The sequence below is a fragment of the Serratia sp. CoH_122_TC_1 genome (assembly GCF_058191755.1).
In genome coordinates this window covers 132,638-153,550 of record NZ_JBXWLA010000014.1, presented here as the reverse complement: position 1 = coordinate 153,550, position 20,913 = coordinate 132,638, and the positions used below count along the sequence as shown (strand labels likewise).

17 protein-coding genes are annotated in these 20,913 nt (G+C 53.5%); 5 read left to right on the top strand and 12 right to left on the bottom strand.

The window, feature by feature from the left end; translation table 11 throughout:
- Position 1 precedes the first annotated feature (1 nt).
- The 5 genes from AC2FC2_RS18445 to AC2FC2_RS18425 all read right to left on the bottom strand — a co-directional run bounded on the left by AC2FC2_RS18445 (position 2) and on the right by AC2FC2_RS18425 (position 6,576).
- The gene (locus tag AC2FC2_RS18445) at positions 2 to 1,810 is read right to left on the bottom strand and encodes an extracellular solute-binding protein (RefSeq protein ID WP_490659695.1); all 1,809 of its coding nucleotides are present in this window, start codon (positions 1,808 to 1,810) and stop codon (positions 2 to 4) included.
- Positions 1,811 to 1,900: 90 nt separating this feature from the next.
- The gene (locus tag AC2FC2_RS18440) at positions 1,901 to 3,487 is read right to left on the bottom strand and encodes a cyclic di-GMP phosphodiesterase (RefSeq protein WP_265556571.1); all 1,587 of its coding nucleotides are present in this window, start codon (positions 3,485 to 3,487) and stop codon (positions 1,901 to 1,903) included.
- A 366-nt stretch (positions 3,488 to 3,853) separates the two neighbouring features.
- The gene (gene mepS, locus AC2FC2_RS18435; protein ID WP_037426774.1) at positions 3,854 to 4,429 is read right to left on the bottom strand and encodes a bifunctional murein DD-endopeptidase/murein LD-carboxypeptidase; all 576 of its coding nucleotides are present in this window, start codon (positions 4,427 to 4,429) and stop codon (positions 3,854 to 3,856) included.
- A 409-nt stretch (positions 4,430 to 4,838) separates the two neighbouring features.
- Positions 4,839 to 5,549 (bottom strand): phosphatase PAP2 family protein, encoded by a 711-nt coding sequence (locus tag AC2FC2_RS18430; RefSeq protein WP_209636087.1) that lies wholly within the window; start codon positions 5,547 to 5,549, stop codon positions 4,839 to 4,841.
- Between the two features lie 52 nt (positions 5,550 to 5,601).
- Positions 5,602 to 6,576, bottom strand: coding sequence for a CobW family GTP-binding protein (locus AC2FC2_RS18425; protein WP_490659694.1), 975 nt, complete (start codon positions 6,574 to 6,576; stop codon positions 5,602 to 5,604).
- A 318-nt stretch (positions 6,577 to 6,894) separates the two neighbouring features.
- Here AC2FC2_RS18425 and AC2FC2_RS18420 point away from each other — a divergent pair, with 318 nt between their 5' ends.
- Entirely contained in the window at positions 6,895 to 7,203 is a 309-nt protein-coding gene (locus AC2FC2_RS18420; RefSeq protein ID WP_209636085.1) for a type 1 fimbrial protein, read from the top strand.
- Positions 7,204 to 7,310: 107 nt separating this feature from the next.
- Here the strand turns inward: AC2FC2_RS18420 and AC2FC2_RS18415 are convergent, their stop codons facing one another.
- The gene (locus AC2FC2_RS18415) at positions 7,311 to 8,792 is read right to left on the bottom strand and encodes a mannitol dehydrogenase family protein (RefSeq protein ID WP_490659693.1); all 1,482 of its coding nucleotides are present in this window, start codon (positions 8,790 to 8,792) and stop codon (positions 7,311 to 7,313) included.
- A gap of 338 nt (positions 8,793 to 9,130) precedes the next feature.
- Between AC2FC2_RS18415 and uxuA the strand changes: the two genes are divergently transcribed.
- Positions 9,131 to 10,321, top strand: a complete 1,191-nt coding sequence (gene uxuA, locus AC2FC2_RS18410; RefSeq protein ID WP_265556567.1) for a mannonate dehydratase — start codon at positions 9,131 to 9,133, stop codon at positions 10,319 to 10,321.
- A 94-nt stretch (positions 10,322 to 10,415) separates the two neighbouring features.
- Here uxuA and yeiP read toward each other — a convergent pair whose 3' ends face one another.
- Together yeiP and mtr are read right to left on the bottom strand one after the other, a co-directional pair.
- The gene (gene yeiP / locus AC2FC2_RS18405) at positions 10,416 to 10,988 is read right to left on the bottom strand and encodes an elongation factor P-like protein YeiP (protein WP_209636080.1); all 573 of its coding nucleotides are present in this window, start codon (positions 10,986 to 10,988) and stop codon (positions 10,416 to 10,418) included.
- 128 nt (positions 10,989 to 11,116) lie between these two features.
- Positions 11,117 to 12,361 carry a tryptophan permease gene (mtr, locus tag AC2FC2_RS18400; protein WP_265556566.1) on the bottom strand — a complete coding sequence of 415 codons (1,245 nt, stop codon included), beginning with the start codon at positions 12,359 to 12,361 and terminating at the stop codon, positions 11,117 to 11,119.
- A gap of 288 nt (positions 12,362 to 12,649) precedes the next feature.
- On the opposite strand from mtr, the gene AC2FC2_RS18395 reads away from it, so the two are divergent.
- Positions 12,650 to 12,904, top strand: a complete 255-nt coding sequence (locus AC2FC2_RS18395) for a YkgJ family cysteine cluster protein (RefSeq protein ID WP_012145951.1) — start codon at positions 12,650 to 12,652, stop codon at positions 12,902 to 12,904.
- A 7-nt stretch (positions 12,905 to 12,911) separates the two neighbouring features.
- Here AC2FC2_RS18395 and AC2FC2_RS18390 read toward each other — a convergent pair whose 3' ends face one another.
- The 4 genes from AC2FC2_RS18390 to AC2FC2_RS18375 form a co-directional block, all read right to left on the bottom strand.
- The gene (locus tag AC2FC2_RS18390) at positions 12,912 to 14,090 is read right to left on the bottom strand and encodes a sugar efflux transporter (protein WP_490659692.1); all 1,179 of its coding nucleotides are present in this window, start codon (positions 14,088 to 14,090) and stop codon (positions 12,912 to 12,914) included.
- A gap of 163 nt (positions 14,091 to 14,253) precedes the next feature.
- Entirely contained in the window at positions 14,254 to 16,734 is a 2,481-nt protein-coding gene (torA, locus tag AC2FC2_RS18385; RefSeq protein ID WP_490659691.1) for a trimethylamine-N-oxide reductase TorA, read from the bottom strand.
- Positions 16,735 to 16,746: 12 nt separating this feature from the next.
- Positions 16,747 to 17,907 carry a NapC/NirT family cytochrome c gene (locus AC2FC2_RS18380; protein WP_209636071.1) on the bottom strand — a complete coding sequence of 387 codons (1,161 nt, stop codon included), beginning with the start codon at positions 17,905 to 17,907 and terminating at the stop codon, positions 16,747 to 16,749.
- Between the two features lie 257 nt (positions 17,908 to 18,164).
- On the bottom strand, positions 18,165 to 18,587 hold the full coding sequence (locus AC2FC2_RS18375) for a nucleotide triphosphate diphosphatase NUDT15 (RefSeq protein WP_490659690.1): 423 nt from the start codon (positions 18,585 to 18,587) through the stop codon (positions 18,165 to 18,167).
- 247 nt (positions 18,588 to 18,834) lie between these two features.
- On the opposite strand from AC2FC2_RS18375, the gene fruB reads away from it, so the two are divergent.
- Complete coding sequence (gene fruB, locus AC2FC2_RS18370; protein ID WP_490308424.1) at positions 18,835 to 19,968, top strand: fused PTS fructose transporter subunit IIA/HPr protein; 1,134 nt, start codon at positions 18,835 to 18,837, stop codon at positions 19,966 to 19,968.
- The gene (gene fruK, locus AC2FC2_RS18365; RefSeq protein ID WP_099063729.1) at positions 19,965 to 20,906 is read left to right on the top strand and encodes a 1-phosphofructokinase; all 942 of its coding nucleotides are present in this window, start codon (positions 19,965 to 19,967) and stop codon (positions 20,904 to 20,906) included. The genes fruB and fruK overlap by 4 nt, the downstream gene beginning before the upstream one ends.
- Positions 20,907 to 20,913 lie beyond the last annotated feature (7 nt).

The following is a 20,913-nucleotide window of genomic DNA, read 5'->3' as shown; positions in this document are numbered from 1 at the left end:
CTTATTGCTGTTGGGCCGGTAAACGGGCCGCCTTGTTAACGTCAAACCACCAGTTGTCGAAACCGATCACGTAGGCAGGGCGAATTGGCGGCGTAGAGAATTTGTCCCAATAAGCATAACGGTCGTGATTGGAATACCACATCGGCAACATATATCTATTCCAGGTCAGTACCCGATCCAGCGCCCGGCCAAGTGGCAGCAGGGCTTTTTCATCGCCCTGATGTGCGGCGATCTGCCTGACCAGGCTGTCGACCGCCGGATCGGTGACACCCGAAGTGTTCCAACTGGAATCAATATATTTGGAGTCCCAAAGTGTCAGGAGGCTGGTACTGGGGAACGGCATTGCCATATAGACCGTTGGCATCATATCGAAATCGCCGTCGCGCATGCGTTTGGTGAATTGAGATATGTCGATCTCACGGATCTGCATATCAATGCCCAACCGTTTCAGGTTGTGCTGAAGCGGTAATACGTACTGGAAGTTGCTACCGCTCAGCAGCATCAACTCAAAGGTGAACGGTTTGCCGGTTTTGCTGTTCACCAATTGTTGGTTTTTCACTTCCCAACCGGCCAGCTTTAACAACTGAGTGGCCTTAAGCAGGTTTTGGCGATCGTTGCCGCTGCCGTCAGAGGTCGGCGGCTGGTAAATACTGGTGAACACTTCAGCCGGTACTTTGCCCTTCAGCGGGGCCAACAGCGCCAGTTCAGCCGCGTCTGGGTAACCACTGGCCGCGTATGGTGTGTTTTGGAAATAGCTGTTAGTCCGTTGATAGGCGTTGTAATACAGCGCCTTATTCATCCAATCAAAGTCGAAAGCCAACGTGAGTGCTTCCCGCACCCGAGGATCGGCGAACAGCGGGCGTCTCATATTGAAGGCCAGCCAGCGCGTATTTTGCGCCGCCTGGTTGGTTTCATCTTGTTTGATGATGTAGTTACGGGCGAAATTGCCGCCCTGATACTGCGTGGCCCAGCTTTTTGGCGAACCTTCAATACGGAAGTCATAGGCACCGGCCTTGAAGGCTTCCAGCGCGACTTTGTCGTCGAGGTAGTAGTCGTAACGAATGCTGTCGAAATTAAAGCGGCCGCGGTTGACCGGCAGATTGGCGGCCCAGTAATCGCGCACGCGTTGGTAGGTAATGTATTGGCCAAGCCGATAGCTGGCGATCTTATAGGGGCCGCTGCTGAGTGGCGGCGTGTTCAGCGGTTCATTCAGCTTATGATCTTTCCAAAAGCTTTGCGGCAAAATGGGGAGGCTGAACAGCCCGAGCAGTTTGTCTTTATCCGGCTGAGGGAATTCTATACGCACTGTCAGACGTGAGATCGCCTTGACCGTAATGCCTTTATACAGCACGCGAAATTGCGGTACGCCTTCGGTCATAAACTTATTAAACGTGAAAGCCACGTCGGCGGCGGTAATGGGGCTGCCGTCGTGGAAACGGGCGCGGGCATTAATATCCAGCTCTACCCAGCGCATATCCGCAGGGAAGCGAGCAGATTCGGCAATCAGCGGATAGTAACTGCCGATTTCATCGTCTGAGGTGGTGAACAGCGTGTCATACAGCGCGTCGGTCCGTTCGCCGGGAACGCCGCGTGGGGCATAGCGGTTAAAATTATCGTAGGTCCCGATGGCTGCCAGCCGCACATCGCCCCCTTTCGGTGCCGCCGGGTTGACGTAGTCATAATGGCTGAAGTCAGTGGCGTATTTCGGCTCACCGAGCTGGGCGAAAGCATAGCTTTCATTGAGGGTTTCAGCCTGCAGGCCAAGGCTCAGTGCCGAGAGCACCAGGGCAGCAAAAACGCGTATGGACATCTTAACGGTAAGCTCCTGCTGTAAAGTCAGTTAAACCTGCGGCCGGCAGGCCATTTTTTGCCACGCAGCAGGGTAAATACATGAGAGAACTCACGCCTTGAGTGCCTGATAGTCAAATACGGGATGGGCATTGCAATACGCCATGAAGTTATCGATGCTCAAGGGTTTGCTGTAATAATACCCCTGCATAAAGTTGACGTCGTGCTCCTGCAGGAAGTGCACTTGTTCGGCTGTTTCAACCCCTTCCGCCACGGTTTGCATCTTCAATTTTTTGGCCAGTGAAATGACCGCGTCCAGAACGGGTGCCGTGACGGTATCCCGACCGATCGAGTTAACGAAGCCGCGGTCGATTTTCAGGTAATCCATGCTAAATCGCTCCAGATAAATCAGTGCACTGTGGCCGGTACCAAAATCATCAATAGCGATTTCAATCCCCTGCTGGTGCAGCCAATCGAACTCTGTCAACGCACTGTCTTCTTCCACCATACCGCGCTCGGTAATTTCAAAGACCAGCGTAAAATAGTTGCACGGTAATTGGGCCAGCAGTTCATACACATCGTGATGGAAAGAGGGTGCACTGAGATGTGAAGGGGAGATGTTCAACCCGAGTTTTGCCCCCTGCGGCAAAGCCGTTGCCAGTTTAGGGGCGTCTTCGGCAATCAGGCGGAACAGGTGGCGTGTCAGTGGCACTATCAGCCCTTCGCTTTCGGCATAGGGGATAAATAAATCTGGCGGTATACGCCCTTCGATGGGGTGTTGCCAGCGGATCAACGCTTCCAGGCCACCAATGGCGCCGGTTTTGGTATGAAAGACCGGTTGATACTCGATAAAGAACTCGTTGTACTTGATGCCACGCATCAGGGCGCGTTCCGGGCTTTGGCGCAACAACAGCATGTAGTAGCACAGCACACCGATCATCACCGACAGGATCAGGCTACCCAGAAGGGTTAGCCGGATATCGTTGGGCGTCAGCTTTTGGTTATAAAACAGAATGGTCATCGGCGTGCCGGCGATGGATATACGGTCGGCCTGCTCGTTGGGCAGTTGGTTAACCGGCATCAGGTTTGGGCTAAAACTGGTGAGGGCGCGATCGCCGAGAATAATGGCAATGCCTGTCGCCCGATCGGCGGTGGGGCTGAACATTTGTTGGGGCATTAGCCCAATATCCAGCGTAGCCAGTATACCGGTATCTTCCTTGCCCGGTTGGCGTAACCACACGGCGACGGCGGGTTTTCCCGGCACCAATGGCGTACCCTGCTGTAGTTTGAGGTCCAGCGGCTGTTGTTGGTTTATTTCCGGATAGATGCTTTTCAGCGCCAGCGTCATGTTGCCGGTAGCGGAAGAACAGTAGGCAATGCCGTTTTTTACCAGCATAAAAGTACGTACGCCGGAATGGAAAGCTGCTTGGTAGGTAATATCCGGTTGGCTGGTTGCACAGGATTGTTCGGTTAACGGCAACAATTGCTGCATGATTTCCGTTAACTCATTAAAGATTTTGAGAGTGAATTCTTGCGTGCGTTGTTCCACCACACGTTGATATTGCGTACGCTGGTGGCTAATCAAAGAAAGCGTAATAGCCATAAACAGGATAAAAAACACCAGAGCTACAATGCCGCTTTTAGCCAGGCTACGTCTTCTGTGCGAGACATGGCGTGCAAATGCCCTTTTCAAGCCCATAAACCTGCCCCCTGAGCACGGCGTATCAAACTGTTTTTGTTATAAAGTGACTGCGTAATATATCCCAATGCTGGTCTTGCAGTCATTATTCATCGCACATCTCGCGAATGACAATCGGCCGATATGGTCCACTAACGCATTATTGGCGTTATCTCCATTTGACGATAATAGGTGAGTTTTTCATCTGAGGTGCAGTTTCCCGAAAATAATATCGCGAAATAAATAAGGGGAGGGCAGCAGAAAGCCAATCGAATCGATCGCTGATAGCGCAATGATGTCTCGAGGTTAGGCGGGGCAAAAAAAAACGCTGCCCGAGGGCAGCGTTCTATCGCTCGTTTGGTATTCAGGACAATCAGGTTGGTACCGTCAACTGCGGGTAAGCACTCGGCGGCCTTCACGATAACGTTTATCCCAGTAGTTATCGCTCAGTTTTGAAATCATCACGCCGTTACTGGTCGAGGCATGAACAAATTGATCGTTACCTAAATAGATGCCGACATGGCGTCCGGTAGAGCCGGCGCGGAACAGCACCAGATCGCCAGGACGCAGTTTGGTACGCAAGATCTTCTTGCCAACGTCTTCCTGTTCATAGGTTGAACGCGGTAAATCCATACCAAACTGTTCACGGAAGGTGCGTTGTACAAACGCTGAGCAATCGATGCCGCGCTTGGTTTCACCACCTAAACGGTAGCGAACGCCTTTCCAGTCTGCATACTGGTCCATAATTTTTGACTTAACGTCAACGTTACGGACCATTGCTTCGAATTCATCCTGAGAGGCTTGCAGTAAAAGACCATCTTTGTCATTAACTGCACGCATCTCAGTTTGTGCGTTATTCAAGTTCGAAGTGTGAGTCGTGCTACACGCGGAGAGCATTACCGCTGCGGCAATTGCAGGTACTACCCGCAAAAAATATCTCAGAAACGGTTGAGATTTGACCATTGTTGTTGTTTTCCCTTGAAGTCCTTAACGACGAAAGTCGCTACCTGAAAAATGCCAAACGGAACGAGACTAGTCTGCTGCTGTTTACTCGACAATCGCTTACCGTTCAAAACGTGCTGGAACGCACATTTTTAATCGATTTGACGCTGAGTTGAGTTAAACCAGGCACAAACGCATCCGAGATTACCGTAACGAATTGGGGATTGCGAGCCTTTTTCCGCCCTTTTTTATATGAATTTGTGATGTAACATAATGTAAATCTTCATATAAAAAACGCTAATCGTTCGTTGTGCTGGTTTTGCGTCAATTCAGGCGGCGAAAGCGTTAACGCGATGATGTGCAAATAAGCAGAAAACGGTGAGGGAATCATCAGGAGGCCGGTCGGCCTCCTGCGGGGTATCACGATTTGTTATGGCTGCGATGGGCGGTGCTTGCCAGGCAGCATATCGTTCAGGCGCTGAATCAATACATCACTGAACGGAGTCATCAGACACCAGCTGGCACCAACCAACACGACAGACAGTGAACCAACGGCGATATCCGTAAACCAGTGGGCGCCAATCATCACGCGTGGTAATGAAAATACCAGGGTGATCAACAGCGCGACGATAAATGCCCGGCAATTAAAGTAGCGCAGCATGAAGCATGAAAAAATCATCAGCATCATACCGTGATCGCCAGGGAAACTGTCACTGGAAGCGTCTTTGGTAGGAATGCCGGTCAGTTCACTGACGCGGTTGATATTCTCAAAGCTCAGCGACGGGCTAGGGTGCTTGACCGGCAGCAAATGCCCAAGCTGGTTCAACACCACGGCAGTCAACAGCATAACAACGCCGGTGATCAATAAACGGCGACGGCCTGCGGCATTTTGCTGCAGGTAAAAAAACAGATACAGCAACCCCATTGCGAGCAGTGACATTACGTCAAATGCACGGTTATTGGTAATGGCCACCAAATGCAAAAAGTTGGAGTCAGTGGCTAAATGACGATTGAAAAAGAAGAAAATGGAAGAGTCCACAGTAAACCAAACACCGTGGTTAGCCGGCAGGAACCAGGACAGAAACAGCGCAATGCCCAGTAAATTGAAAAAGATGATGAAGGGTAAATTGCGGCGAGTCATGGCATAACCTGTTGTAAGTCTATAAATAAAAAGGGTGCTAACGGTAAAGATCTCAACTTAAACGAATAGTAAACAGCTTGGCTTGTAATGTGTTCCAGTCGGCGTTCTCGTTGTGAATGAGTTCAATTCGGCTGTCCAGTGGTGCCACTGGGCGTGTTTCGATACTGAGATCTTGTCCCTGACGGTTGATCAATAATGTGCCTTCAGCAATGCGTACCACACCTTTGGCGCGTTCAACGGGGGCCAGGCGTATCCACTCCATAATGCCAACGGTATCGAATACGGTGTCGGCATCAAAGATCCAGCCGCAGCTGGTAAATCCCTGCCCCTGATTGAGTGCTCTGCGCCAGCGTGACGTTTCCGGCAACCGCAGTGCGGCCAGGCCTTGCGTTTTGGCATGGCTATGATGATGTTGTGCATCCGGTAATTCTGTGCGATTTGTGCGAGGCTGTTCGAGCCAGGCAACATCTGCTTGTCCCTGTGCGATCGGATAAAGCGGGCGTTGCCGGGGATCCTGCGCCGCCCATTGTTGCAAGGCCAGCAGATCCTCGGGGTGATAAGTATCGCTTTTGCTCGCCAGAATAATGTCTGCGGCTGCCAGTTGATCGCGGAAGTTTTCATTTTCGCGGTAGCGCGGTTCACTGAGCTGACGTGCGTCCAGCAGACAGAGGGTGGCTTGCAGTTCAATCCAGCCGGCATAACTGTCTTGTGTCAGCAATGACAGAATCTGTTTTGGATGACCGAGGCCGGTCGGTTCGATCAGTAACCGGTCAGGTTTGCTTTGTTGCAGGAGCATGTTGAGTCCAACCTGCATTGGCAGCCCGTTAACGCAACACATGCACCCCCCCGGGATCTCCTTCAACACTGCGCCGCTGTCTGCCAGCAATGCGCCGTCGATACCGATTTCACCGAATTCATTTACCAGCACGGCCCAGCGTTCGTGTTCCGGTTTGTTTGCCAATAAATGACGTATGGTGGTGGTTTTACCACTGCCGAGGAAACCGGTGATCAGGTTAGTTTTGGTCATGTATTATTCCTGATGTTAATAATTTCGACTGATCAATAAATAAGCCACCTGTTTGGCTTGAGTACAAGAGGCTGCCCAGCTTGCTTCAGGTCACAAATTTAGCAGGTTAGAATGCGATATTTAACTGGCCAAATCGACGATAATTTGTCGGAAAATTCTTAGCAAAAACCATGTATTAGCCATGGATACTGATTGTTAGTAGCTTGTTTTTTCTTTGTTAATTGCCCGATTACCCGCCAAATAATTACCCTGACCTTGCGATTATTCTTAAGAAGATCCTCTATGTTTAAATTGGCTTAACAAAAAAATGAGGTTGCCATGAATGTCTTTCGGTTATTTTTGATCGTAGGAATATTGTTTTCATGGACGGCAGCAAGTCATGCAGGAACCACTGGCGGGGTTATTCGTTTTGTCGGTTCTATTGTGGAAAGCCCCTGCGCGGTGAATGTCACCGATTCAACGGCCAATACGCAATGTTACCGCAATGGGCAGTACTATCAAGGTCAACAGGCCCTGTCAAAATTTGATGATACACGCAAAGAGCTTCCACTGAATTTAGGCACAACCGAAATGCGGTGGGTGGATCAACAGAAAAAACTTGCAGTAATGACGGTAGTTTATCGTTAAGTCGTTCGGCCATGCCGGATGAACCGTCCGGCATGGCCATTTTCTCTGTACGTTAAAAAAACGATTCCCAACCTTTATTGCAATTGCACCATTGCCGGCCAGCGATATTACGCCAGCTGCGTCGACACCCAGTTTTTTACCGTTTCCCGTGCGCCACGATCGCGCAGTGACAGATAAGCGCGAGTCACCGCCGCGACAAAATCCTCATTACCTGGCAATTGTTCACCAAAAATACTTTTTAGCCCCAACAAGGCGATCACGCGTTGTTCATCGTCCGGCGTTGCGGCGACGACCTGCTGGAGCGTTGCCGACAGCGGATCGCGGATATCTATCGGTTGGCCGGCATCATCGACACCACCGACATAGCGCATCCAGGCTGCCACGCCTAACGCCAGACCTGCGTAGCTGCTGCCATGCTGCAGATGCCAGCGCACAGAGTCCAACATACGTTGCGGCAGTTTTTGCGTACCGTCCATGGCGATTTGCCAGGTACGATGCTGCAAGGCGGGTTTGCTGTAACGTTCAATTAACTGTGTCGCGTAGGCTGCCAGATCGATACCGCTGACGCTGAGGGTTGGCGCCTGTTCTGCCAGCATCAGGTGATGTGCGGCATGGCGATAAGCCTCATCGCCCATGCAGTCGTTTATATATTGATAGCCTCCCAGATAACCGAGATAGGCCAAAAAGGAGTGGCTGCCATTGAGCATGCGCAGCTTCATTTGTTCGAACGGCAATACGTCGTTCACCAACTGTGCGCCAGCCAGTTCCCACGCGGGGCGTCCCGCGACAAAATTGTCTTCCACCACCCATTGAATAAAAGGTTCACAGGCGATGGCACATTCATCGCGTACTCCGCCGAGTGCATCAGCCACTTCATTCAGCGTCTCTGGCGTAGCGGCTGGAACAATGCGGTCGACCATGGTGCTGGGGAAGCTGGCGTGTTGGGTAATCCAGTCGGCCAGAGCGCCGTCGCGCACTTGTGCTAATCCGACTATTGCATTGCGTAGTACATGGCCGTTTTCTGGAATATTGTCGCAAGAAAGCAGGGTAAAGGCGGGCAGACCACGTTCACGACGCAGGCGTAGCGCCTCTACCAAAATGCCAGGAACCGTTGTGGGCTGCTCGGGATGGGCGAGATCGGCGAGGATCGCTTGATGCTGAAGATCCAACTGCCCAGTGCCTGGTTCAATGCAGTAGCCTTTCTCGGTAATCGTCATCGAGACAATCGCCACCTGAGGCTCCGCCAGTTTTTCCAGGACGGCGCCTATGCCTTCCAGCTTGCGGTGAACGCTTTCATGCACAGCGCCGATGACGATAGCCTGATCGCCAGCCGCACCTTTCTCCAGCACGCTATACAGATGATCTTGCTGACGCAGCGTCTGGAATAACGCATCGCCGCCAAACAGACTGATCTCGCAGATCCCCCAATCGCCCCCCTGACGATTCAATACCCGATCGGTCAGCAGTGCCTGATGGGCGCGGTGAAAGGCACCAAACCCAATATGCACCATGCGGCTTTGTAATGCGCTGCGTGCGTAGTGCGGTTGCTGGACGGCATCGGGAAGCGGTGAGTTGGCGATCGTCTTCATGCAAAACTCCAAAGCTGAGTAAAAGATGCTGGCAGGTAACTTCTTAAAAGTTATCAGACCAGTTTTTTTGCGCTAAGGGGCGTTTTTTTCACCCTTCCGCACGCGGGTTATCTGACGCAGTGTAAGGCTGCCAGCGTATCAATAACATGTCTCAGTCGAGAATAAGCCAGATTCGTGAAGTGGATCAACCAATCGTCGTTTCGCTTTTGACAGACAGATGTGAAAGAGTAAGGTGAAAGATAACCGATATCTATTTGAATTTGGTATAACAAGATTGTCGACACTGTGCGATCTTTATCCCTTCTGCAAGATTGGGCGATTTTTTATAAGGATAAATAATGGAACAAACATGGCGTTGGTATGGGCCGAACGATCCTGTCTCTCTTGATGATGTCCGTCAGGCTGGCGCTACTGGCGTCGTCACTGCATTGCACCATATTCCGAATGGCGAGGTGTGGCCGATCGAGGAGATCAAGGCACGTCAGGCACTGCTGGCGGAAAAGGGGTTGGTGTGGTCTGTGGTGGAAAGCATTCCGGTGCATGAAGAGATCAAAACCCACAGCGGCAATTACCCGCAACATATCGCCCATTATCAGCAATCGCTGCGTAACCTGGCGGCCTGCGGCATCGATACCGTTTGCTACAACTTTATGCCGATCCTCGACTGGACACGCACAGATCTGGAATATGTGTTGCCTGACGGCTCGAAAGCGCTGCGTTTCGATCAAATCGCCTTCGCGGCTTTTGAACTGCACATCCTGCAACGCTCAGGCGCAGAGCAGGATTATACGGCGGAAGAGCAGGCGCAGGCCGCCGAGCGCTTTGCCGCCATGAGCGCTGCGGAGATTGCCACATTGACCGGCAATATCATCGCCGGGCTGCCGGGGGCAGAAGAGGGCTATACGCTCGATCAGTTCCGCGCTCGTCTGGCGGAGTACGATGGGATCGACAAAGCGCAACTGCGCGAAAATATGGCGGTGTTTCTGCGTGCAATCGTTCCGGTGGCGGAAGAGGTCGGGGTCCGGCTGGCGGTGCATCCAGACGATCCGCCGCGGCCAATCCTTGGTCTACCGCGCATTGTCTCGACCATTGACGATATGCAGTGGTTCAAGCAGACCGTCGACAGCCTTTATAACGGCTTTACTATGTGTACTGGTTCCTATGGTGTGCGTGCGGACAATGATTTGGTGCGGATGATTAAGACCTTCGGCGATCGTATCCACTTCACTCACCTGCGCGCCACTTGTCGTGAGGAAAACCCGAAAAGCTTCCATGAAGGTGCGCATCTGCAAGGCGATGTCGACATGGTGGCGGTGATTGAGGCGATTCTGAGCGAAGAACAGCGGCGTCATAAGGCAGGCGATCGGCGACCAATCCCGATGCGTCCCGATCATGGGCATCAGATGCTGGATGATTTAAAGAAAAAAACCAATCCGGGTTACTCGGCGATTGGCCGTTTGAAGGGGCTTGCGGAACTGCGCGGTGTCGAACTGGCGCTCAAACGCCGCTTCTTCCCTGAGTTGCCGTAACGGGGAAAAGCTGCGCCGAAACCCGGAATAAGCGTTATCGGCGCGGCCAATTTTCGCCCGAGCACTGCCCGGACGGAAAGTGGCAAGCAATAGCTTATTCAGCCCGGCTCATGTAGCGACGTTCAGCAATATGAATGCGGATTTTGTCACCGGCGCTGAGGTACTCTGGCACCTGAATGGTCAGACCGGTCGCCATGGTGGCCGGTTTGTTTCGGGCACTGGCGGATGCGCCTTTGATGCCTGGAGCTGTCTCCACAATTTCCATATCCACGGTTTGTGGCAGTTCCAACGCTAACACTTGACCGTCCAACGTCAGTACCTGCATGCCTGGCAGACCGGCTTCAGGAATAAACAGCAGCTCGTCTTCGATCTGGTCTTTCTTGAAGATATACGGGGTGTAATCCTCGTCATCCATGAAGACGTACTCTTCGCCATCGATATAAGAGAAGTTCACCTTACGGCGGGACAGGCTAATGGTATCCAGGATATCGTCGCCCTTGAAACGTTCTTCAACCTTCAACCCGGTACGGACATCCGAGAAGCGCATTTTGTATAAAGTGCTGGCACCTCGTGCACTTGGGCTTTGGACATCAATGTCTCTCACCAGCAGCAGTTTGCCGTTGTAATTGATCGCCATGCCGCGCTTAATTTCGTTAGCCTTTGCCATATAAAATAACCTGCAATGAAGAGTATTTGGGAAGTTGCGACACGTTACTCGCGCTGTTGATTTCAGGCAAGTAGATCGAGCAAAAACAGTGAGAGAAAGGGGGATGGCGGGCGCCATCCCCTGTGGAGTTACTTGAATACCGGCAGCAGACCCAGCAATGCCAATATGTGCGCGACAGCGTTGATCAGCCCGAACAAAATGATGAACAGGATCATGCCATGACCGCCGGGTGCGCGATATTGCGCATCAGCAAAGCGGCGGCGGCTGGCGCGCGCCATCATTGCTGGCACGATGACCGCCCAAACGGTGGCAGCCAGCCCGGCGAAACCGATGGCGTACAGGAAGCCATTCGGGAACAACAGCGCGGCAATGGTCGGCGGCGCAAAGGTGACGAGCGCGGTTTTAGTGCGTCCTGCAGTATCGTCGCTGAATTTGAAAAAGTCCGCCAGATAGTCAAACAGGCCCAGTGACACCCCGAGGAACGAACTGGCCAGCGCCATATAAGAGAAGGCACTCAGTAGCTGGCCGACGGTCTGGCTGCTGGACACGTTGCCCATTTGTTTGAGCAGGCTGCCGATGTTGCCGCCTTCGGCAATCACCTGTCGGAAGGCGTCACGAGCGATATTGCCCTGAATCACATACTGCCACAGGATATAGATCGCCAGTGCCAACAGCGTGCCGTACACCAAGCTGCGCACCACGGCACCGCTGTCTTTATGATAATACTTCACCAATCCCGGCACATTGCCGTGATAGCCGAACGAGGTCAGCAGATAAGGCAGCGCCGCCAGGGCATATGGCAAATAGCTGGCCTGGTCATCTCCACGGTTGAACAGCACCGCCGGTTGTACATGAGTGAACATATCGCCGACCGACATCACAAAGGTGATCACCATACCGCCGATCAAAATGGTGCTCAGGCGATCTACCGCACGCGTGGAAAGCCAAACAATAAAGGCCACTATGATGGCAAACACCAGTCCTGCCGTGGTTTGCCCGACGCCAATGATACCTTCCAGCGTGTGAGCGATGATTGAACCGCCGGCAGAAATATAGGCGTAGGTCAGGATATACAGGACAAAGGCAATGGAAAGGCCGTTAATGGCGTTCCAGCTTTTGCCCAGCAGGTCTTTAACAATGGTATTGAAGCTGGCGCCGCTTGGGTAATGCAGGGCGGCCTCAAGGATCATCAGGCCGGAAATCAGCATACAGGCCCAGGTATAAATCAGCAGCGCGACAGAGCCGCTAAACCACACGCCAGAAGTCACAATAGGGATGGAGAACATGCCGGCGCCGACGGCGGTGCCTGCAATGATCATCGCGCCGCCAAGGACTGAAGGGCGGGAAAGCTTCTGGATGGTGTCCGCGGACATTATTGATTGCTCCTGAATGGCTGAGTTGGCCGTGAGTTCTTTTGTACTAGCTTAATGGTACATGTGTGGCTGACGCATGTAAAGCCGTGAATGTGCTTGTTTCATGCATTAATTTGCCTTAATGGGGCTGTTTAGGGCGTATTTGGGGCCTGGATGAGGGCGGTCAATTAACGGCTAAAAGAGGGGGGATGTAAAGATTGATGGGCAAACCCGGATTATGCTGGCGGGCAATGCGCGCTACTGATATTGTCGCGCTTCAATTCCGCCAGCCCACCGGGAGACTCGCTGATGGACTGCCGTGCCGACTGTGGCGCCTGTTGTATTGCGCCTTCAATATCCAGCCCGATCCCCGGCATGCCCAACGGCAAGCCCGCGAATACCCGCTGCATTCATCTGAGTGAGCAGCTACGTTGTGGTTTGTTTCACTCGCCATTGCGGCCAAAAGTCTGTGGCAGCCTGCAGGCAAGCCGTGAAATGTGTCATGACCACCGCGATCAGGCGCTCATCTATTTGGCTAAGCTGGAAGCGGATACGGCACCTTGAATCCGCGTTATGCGTCTTTGAGCTTCCACAAACACAGTACTGCACCGATCACCATCGCCAGCGCGGAGTAAAATACCGCGTGGTAACTCCAGATTTCTGCCACTACACCGGCAATTGAACCGGCAAAGATCCAGCCCACTCGGGTCGTGTTGGTAAATAAGGTGGTGGCCGCACCGGCCTGTCCGGGCATCAGATCCTGAAAATAGAGCATGCCAATCCCTGCCAGCACGCCGATAAAGGCAGCATTAAGCAGTTGCAGGGCGATCAGCTGCCAGGTGCCGGTGATAAACAACAGGCCAAGGTAAAACAGCAGGCCTGCCACCACAGCACAACGCATCAGGAAGCGCTTGCCGAAGCGTTTCGCCACCATACCGGCGACCAGCATGGTGGGTATCTCCAGCCCGGCTGCGGTGCCCATTAATATCCCCGCCAATCTTTCCGGCAGTTGCAGTTCATGCACCATATACAGCGGCATATTGATCAGATACATGCTGTTGGCGGTCCACATAAAGGTGCAGGCCATAAACAACAGCAGCGTATCACGACGGTTCTGGCGCGGAGCTTCCAGCGTGGTGCTGGCGGGCACCGGCGTTTTGCGCATCGATGGCAGCATTGTCCACACCAGCGCGCCACACAGAATAAATGCAGCCGCGGCAGCCAGATACATCAGCTTAAAACCGAATCCCAATGCCAATGCAAAGGCGATAGGGGGACCGATGACCCAGGCCAGGGAAACCTGTGCACGCAGGATCGAGCTGAACATCACGGCTTCGCGACCGGTACGGTCGGCATGCTCGCGTGCCAGGGCAAACATCTGGGGGTTTGCGGTGGAACCGAAGCTGGTCAGCATCACGCCGACGGCCAGCAAAAGAGAGTAATTACGACTCCAGGCGAACAGCACACAGCCCAGTGCACCCAACATGCAGCACAGAAAAATCAGTGTTTTGCGATCGCCTTTTTGATCCGAGCGTCGGGCAAGAAATTGACTGACCAGAATGCCGATGACGGCGCTGCCGGTAAAGAATAACCCGACCATGGAAGGGCGCACTTTCACTTCTGTCGCCAGAAATAGGCTCAGCGTCGGGGTCTGCAGCGCACCGGCAATCCCAGTGAGGAAGGCCACCACTAAAAATGCCAGTGAAGTGAGGTCGGGGGAGCGTCGTGTTACCGCAGTTGAACCAGGCATAGAGGTCAGCAAATAGCCATAATTGAGGGAGTCGCGCGCATAATACGCCCGTTTAAATTAATCAGAAACCGGTTTCATTCTGCTTAATGGTAAAAAATTCTTACCCGCATAAGTCGAGAAAAAGGGCGATGTCACCATCGCCCGGGTATTCGGATATACCGCGTTATGCGCCGATTGGCACGTCGTGCGCGGTGTTTTTCAGCACCTCACCCTGGTACTTCTCTATCTGCAACTGAGCCATCTGCCCGCAGTTACCCTGGGCCAGGCTGGAGGAGCCAATGTCAAAGGTCAGGCAGTTGACGTTGCCGTTCTTACACAGCGACCCCGGTTGTGACGGATCCGCCGGATCGAACCAGGCCCCTTCGCTGATACGCACCACGCCAGGGCGTACGTCCTCACTGACCACGGCACCAACCAGGATCTGGCCACGATCGTTAAAGGCACGTACCAAGTCACCGTTAGCGATACCGCGTGATTGGGCATCCTGTGGATGGATCACAATCGCTTCACGATCTGCGACCGCATACTTTTTACGCAGCGGCGTATTGTCGAGCTGTGAGTGCAGGCGGTTGATCGGGTGTGCGGTGTTCAGTGACAGCGGATATTTAACCGCTTCCGGTCCGCGATACCACTCATGCGGTGGCATCCAGGTTGGGATGCCGGGGCAATCCTGGTATTTCATTTTGGCAATGGCGTCGGAGTAAATCTCGATTTTACCGGACGGCGTACCCAATGGATTGAGCAACGGGTTTTCGCGATAGTCGGCGAAACGCACCCATTGCGTGTTGGCTTCAGGCACCGGGAAGCGCACATAGTTATTGGATGCCCAGAACATGTCGAACGGTGGCAGGGCCACCCGGGCGGCGCGCGCCTGCGTTTTCATGTCATCGTACATGCCTTTCAACCACTGGGTTTCATCTTTGCCTTCGGTAAAGGCATCTTGCACTCCCAGTTTGGCCGCCATGGCTGCGAAGATATCAAAGTCGCTGCGCGACTCATGCTGTGCTTGTACACACTGATGCATTGGGAATACATACAGCTGCGAGTAATCCCCCCCCATTTCCAGATCGTTGCGTTCATAGCTGGTGGTGGCTGGCAGTACGATATCGGCGTGTTTGGCCGTGGCGGTCCAATAGGGTTCGTTCACCACGATGGTGTCCGGCCGTTGCCACGCCTTGACCAGATTATTGGTGTCCTGATGCTGGTGGAAGGTATTCCCCCCGGCCACATACACCATTTTCACCTCAGGGTAGGTGACCTGCGCGCCGTTGAAGTTAATGGTCTTGCCTGGATTGCTCAGGCATTCGGCGATGCGTGCCACCGGGATCGGGGCCGGCGAGTTCTTCGGCGCGTTACCGGCAGAAATACCGGAAATGATGCCGCCTTTCGCCGTCGGGCTCCCGCCGGAAGAGTAATGATAACTGAAGCCAAAACCGCCGCCCGGCAAGCCGATTTGGCCGAGCATCGCCGCGACGGTGACCAAGAGCCAGTGCTGTTGTTCGCCATGATGCTGGCGTTGAATACCCCAACCGCCCATGATCATGGTGCGATTTTTTGCCATGTCGCGGGCCAGTTGGCGTAACACGTCGGCATCGACACCGCACACATCGGCAGCCCATTCGGCGGTTTTTGGCGTGCCATCGGTTTCGCCCAGCAGATAGGCCTGGAACTTGTCGAAGCCGGCAGTATAGGTTTTCAGGAAGTCAGGGTTATGCAGGTTTTCGGTCAACAGCGTGTGAGCGATGCCGATCAGCATAGCGCCGTCCGTATAAGGGCGCGGGGCGATCCACTGCGCATCGACGAATTTGGCGCTGTCGTTGTGCACCGGATCGATACTGATCACCCGGGTGCCTTTCTTCTTCAGTGCCTCAAAGCCCGTCTGCCCGTAGTGGTCCGGCACGTTCCAACTGTTTTTCAACGTGATCATTGGGTTACAGCCCCATAGAACCACCAGTTGGCTGTTTTCGATCACGTTAGGCCAGGCGGTCTGCTGTTCGTAAACCTCCATAGAGCCCACCACGTGTGACATGATCACCTGGGCTGCACCGGTGGAGTAGTCGCCGGCATAACCGAGGAAACCGCCGGTCAGGTTCATCAGGCGTTGCAGCAGTGTGCGGCTGTTATGCAGCATGCCGACGCTCTTCCAGCCATAAGACCCGGCATAGATTGATTGTGGGCCGTGGTCTTTCTGTAGACGGGTAATCTCACCGCACACCAGTTCAATGGCTTTGTCCCAACTGACGCGCACCCATTCGTCGCGACCGCGTAACTCGGTATGGCTACCGGGGCCCCCTTCCAGCCAGCTTTTACGCACCATCGGGTATTTGATGCGGTTTTCAGCATGGACTTGATAAGGTGCCATGGTGATCAGTTCGTTCGGATAAGGATCGTCTTTAACCGGCTGCACGCCGACCATTTTGCCGTCCTGTACTATGGCTTCAAAAGCGCCCCAGTGTGCGCCCGTCAGAATGCCTTTTTGTGCCTGGCGCAGTACCACAAACTGTGGCAGCGCCTGGCTAATAGCCTGCGCCAATGCGGATTTGGGCCACAAGCCTGCCAGCAAAGGTGCTGCGGCCAGCGCAGTGGCACCGGTCAGGAAGCGGCGGCGGCTCATTTTTAACGCTTGTTGTTGATATTTGCTCATTTCGCTTCTCCCTTAAAGCTTGGCTGGTGCGGCGGGTTGCATGTCACTGGCATGTTTCTGCACGTATTGTGTCAGAACGCGCAGTTGTTCCTGCGTCAGCGAGGTGCGTGGAGCCATACCTTTAATTACGCCGATCCACTGGTTGGCGTTGAAGCGATCGAGTGCGGTCAGGCCGTGGCAACCGGTACAGTTGGCAGACATCATATCCGCCGTGTAGCGCCAGATTTTTTGCTGATCGTCGATCAGTTGTTTACGCGGCAACCATACCTGGAGAGAAACTTGATGCCACACTAGGCCCGTTTCACTGTCGGTCATGGTGCTCCCGGTTTTCAGCAGTTTGCGTGCGTCTTCACCCAGCAGCACGCTGAGAATACGCTTGCCCTGTGCCGCGTAGAACACTTCGCTGACACCGTCTTGCTGCCAGCCGGTGACGTTGGCCAGCACTTTGTCACCTTCCTGTTTCATCACCTGAACCTCGGTGGATGGCATCAAGTTACCGGCGTTGTGGCTGTCGTCAGGCTTCAGGAAGAAGGGCTCAGTGGCAATGGTGTACAGCGTGGTCGCGGTGGGTGAGGTTTCAGCGGCCGCTTTTGCCAGTTCGGCTGCACCAGCCTGAGCTGCGCCACTCATATCCGGCAGGATATGTGCCACACCTTTGTGACAATCGATACAGGTTTCGCCCTGCTTGATGGCCACTGGATGCTGAATGCGTGCTTCAGGTCGCTGAGCAGTGATGTCCATAGCATCAAAGCTGTGGCACGAGCGGCAAGTGGCGGAGTCGTTTTCTTTCAGCGTTTTCCATACCGACTGAGCCATGGCCAGCTTATGTGCCTCATATTTTTCTGGTGTATTAATGGTACCCACCATCTCGCCATAAATATCTTTTACCGCGCGGATTTTGGTCCACAGGTAATCGAGCGGCTCATGCGGAACGTGGCAGTCGGCACATTCGGCACGGATGCCTTTGGTATTCTGGAAGTGGACGCTGCCCTGATATTCAGCCAGCGGCTGTTGCATGGTGTGACAGGAAACGCAGAAGGCCGTGTCGCTGGTTTTGTGGAATACCGTCGCGGTGCCCGCTAATAATGCTGCCCCGAGGATAATTCCAAGGAGCAAAATCCACAGCCATCCCCAGCGGTGCTTTTTTATCAAGCCAGTGAGTTTATTGGTCATATTGAACCCGCTTATAATTATGAAATACCAAGGAAAACCTTGCCAAAAAAGTGTCGACCGAACGCCGACATGCTTGGGGAAGTATAGGTATTATTAGCAAAGACATCTAATACTATAGGGTTATTTTTAGAGGAAAAACGGCCATTCGAGGGATTTTACAGCGTTATATTCTGAGTTATATAACGCATTTTTTATGTGGTTTTATCATGCCATGAGAAAGATCACGGACAGAGAGGAAAAACTCTGAATGAAAACGGCTATTCTGTTGGCAGATAAGCCTGGCCGGCCAGCCACAGGTGAATGGCATTGCGGCTGGCTTCAAAATGCGGCTCCGGCAAGGCATTCGGAGAACACCAGCGCCATTCGGCACATTTATCCGGTTCTTTGCGTTCGGGTGTGCCGCCGGGATGCTGTGTCTGCAAGCACACGGATACCGTATGTTTTCCTTCGGCGCGCCAGGTTTGCAGATTATTGCTGATACCGATAAAACGAGGTGGGGCGATCATCAACCCGGTTTCTTCGGCGATTTCACGCTGTGCGCACTGTTCAAAGGTTTCACCCTCATCCAGGTGCCCACCGGGAATAGACCAGAAAGGTGCGTGCTGACCGCAGCGTTTTCCCAGTAGTACTTCCCCTTGCGCGTTTACGATGATCACACCGACTCCTGCAACTACAGACATGTATAGCTCCGTCAGCAAAATTTCAGCACAGTATGTCATTTTAGCGCCGCGACAGGTAACCCTTCGGGAAAAGTGTGCGTAAGGTCAAAAATCTATGACATCAAAATGGAGAAAACTTGCTTTCATCCAAGGCTGATTACACACTCCTTGAAACGTTTCAGCGTTATTGTCACGATGATTCGGTGCCGATAACGCTCCTTTTTCCCAATGAAGCTGAAACGATTCAATTCAGCAGGAGAGGAGCATCATGTTCCAGTTGTCACAGCAAGATATTCACCTGGGCGCAACCGCCGGTAGCAAGCAGGAAGCCATCCAGCAAGTGGCTTCAGCACTGACTGAGGCAGGCTGCGTCAGCGCCGCCTATGTGGACGGCATGTTGCAGCGCGAGCTGCAAACCTCCACTTACCTGGGTAATGGCATTGCCATCCCGCACGGTACCACCGATACCCGCGATCTGGTGTTGAACACCGGTGTACAGGTATTCCAGTTTCCGCAGGGCATCGAATGGGGAGAGGGCCAAACCGCATTTGTGGTGATCGGCATTGCTGCCCGTTCTGATGAGCACCTGGCGCTCCTGCGCCAACTGACCCATGTCCTTAGCGATGACAGCGTAGCCGAACAACTGGCGAAAACCACGTCAACGGAAGAGCTGCGCAGTTTGTTGATGGGTGAAAAGCTGACGGCGGAGTTCAAGTTTGACGCGTCTCTGATTGCGCTCGATGTGGCCGCCGACAGCCTGATGACGCTGCAGGCGTTGAATGCAGGCCGCCTGCAGAAGATCGGCGCGGTTAACGCGCAGTTTGTTAGCGACGTCATCACCCGCAAGCCGCTGAATCTGGGGCAGGGCATTTGGTTAAGCGACAGCACCGAAGGCAATTTGGCCAGTGCAGCGACCCTCAGCCGTCCGGCGCAAGCCTTTGACGAAGACGGCGAGAAGGTGGCGCTGTTGCTGACGCTGTCCGTGGCCGATCAGCAGCCGCTGGCCGTGTTGAATTATTTGAGCGATTTGCTCTTGGCAAACAAAGCTGAACGCTTGCTGAACGCTGATGCCGTCACCGTGTTGGCCTTGTTGACCAGTGAGGTAGAAGAAGAAAGCACCACGCTGAGCGCTGAGTACGTGATCCGTAACGAACACGGTTTACATGCACGCCCGGGTACAGCGCTGGTCAACGTGATCAAGCAGTTCAGCAGTGAAATTACCGTCACTAATCTTGATGGCAGTGGCAAACCGGCCAATGGTCGCAGCCTGATGAAGGTTGTGGCGTTGGGCGTGAAGAAAGGACATCACCTGCGCTTTACCGCCAAAGGTGAAGATGCTGAAGCGGCGCTGAAGGCGATCGGAGAAGCGATTAACGAAGGACTGGGCGAGGGCGCAGCATGAGCAGAAGAGTAGCAACAATTACCCTAAATCCGGCTTACGATCTGGTGGGTTTCTGCCCAGAGATTGAGCGCGGTGAAGTTAACCTGGTCAAAACCGCAGGTCTTCACGCCGCCGGGAAGGGGATCAATGTTGCCAAGGTGCTGAAGGACCTGGGTATTGATGTCACTGTGGGCGGTTTCCTGGGGAAAGATAACCAGGACGGTTTCCAATTACTGTTCAGCGATTTGGGCATTGCCAATCGTTTCCAGGTGGTTCCGGGGCGCACTCGCATTAACGTCAAACTGACGGAAAAAGACGGTGAAGTGACGGATTTCAACTTCTCTGGTTTTGAAGTGACGGGGCAGGATTGGGAACGTTTCGTGACCGACTCCCTGAGCTGGCTGGGCCAGTTTGACATGGTGGCGGTGAGTGGCAGCTTACCGGCCGGGGTTGATCCCGATGCCTTTACCGACTGGATGGTCCGCCTGCGTGCACAGTGCCCGTGCATTATCTTCGATAGCAGCCGTGAAGCACTGGTGGCTGGATTGAAAGCGGCACCCTGGTTGGTGAAGCCAAACCGTCGTGAACTGGAAATCTGGGCCGGTCGGCCCTTGCCGCAATTGGCCGATGTGGTTGAGGCCGCACATGCATTGCGCGATCAAGGCATTGCCCACGTAGTGATTTCTCTCGGTGCCGAAGGTGCGCTGTGGGTTAACGCTTCCGGCGCCTGGATTGCCAAGCCACCCGCTTGCGAAGTCGTCAGCACCGTGGGGGCAGGTGATTCTATGGTTGGCGGCCTGATTTATGGCCTGCTGATGCGTGAGTCCAGTGAGCATACTTTGCGCTTGGCCACCGCTGTGGCTGCGCTGGCAGTCAGCCAGAGCAACGTCGGCGTGACCGATCGTCCACAGTTGGCCGCAATGATGGCGCGTGTCGATCTGAAACCTTTTAATCAATAGCTGGAGG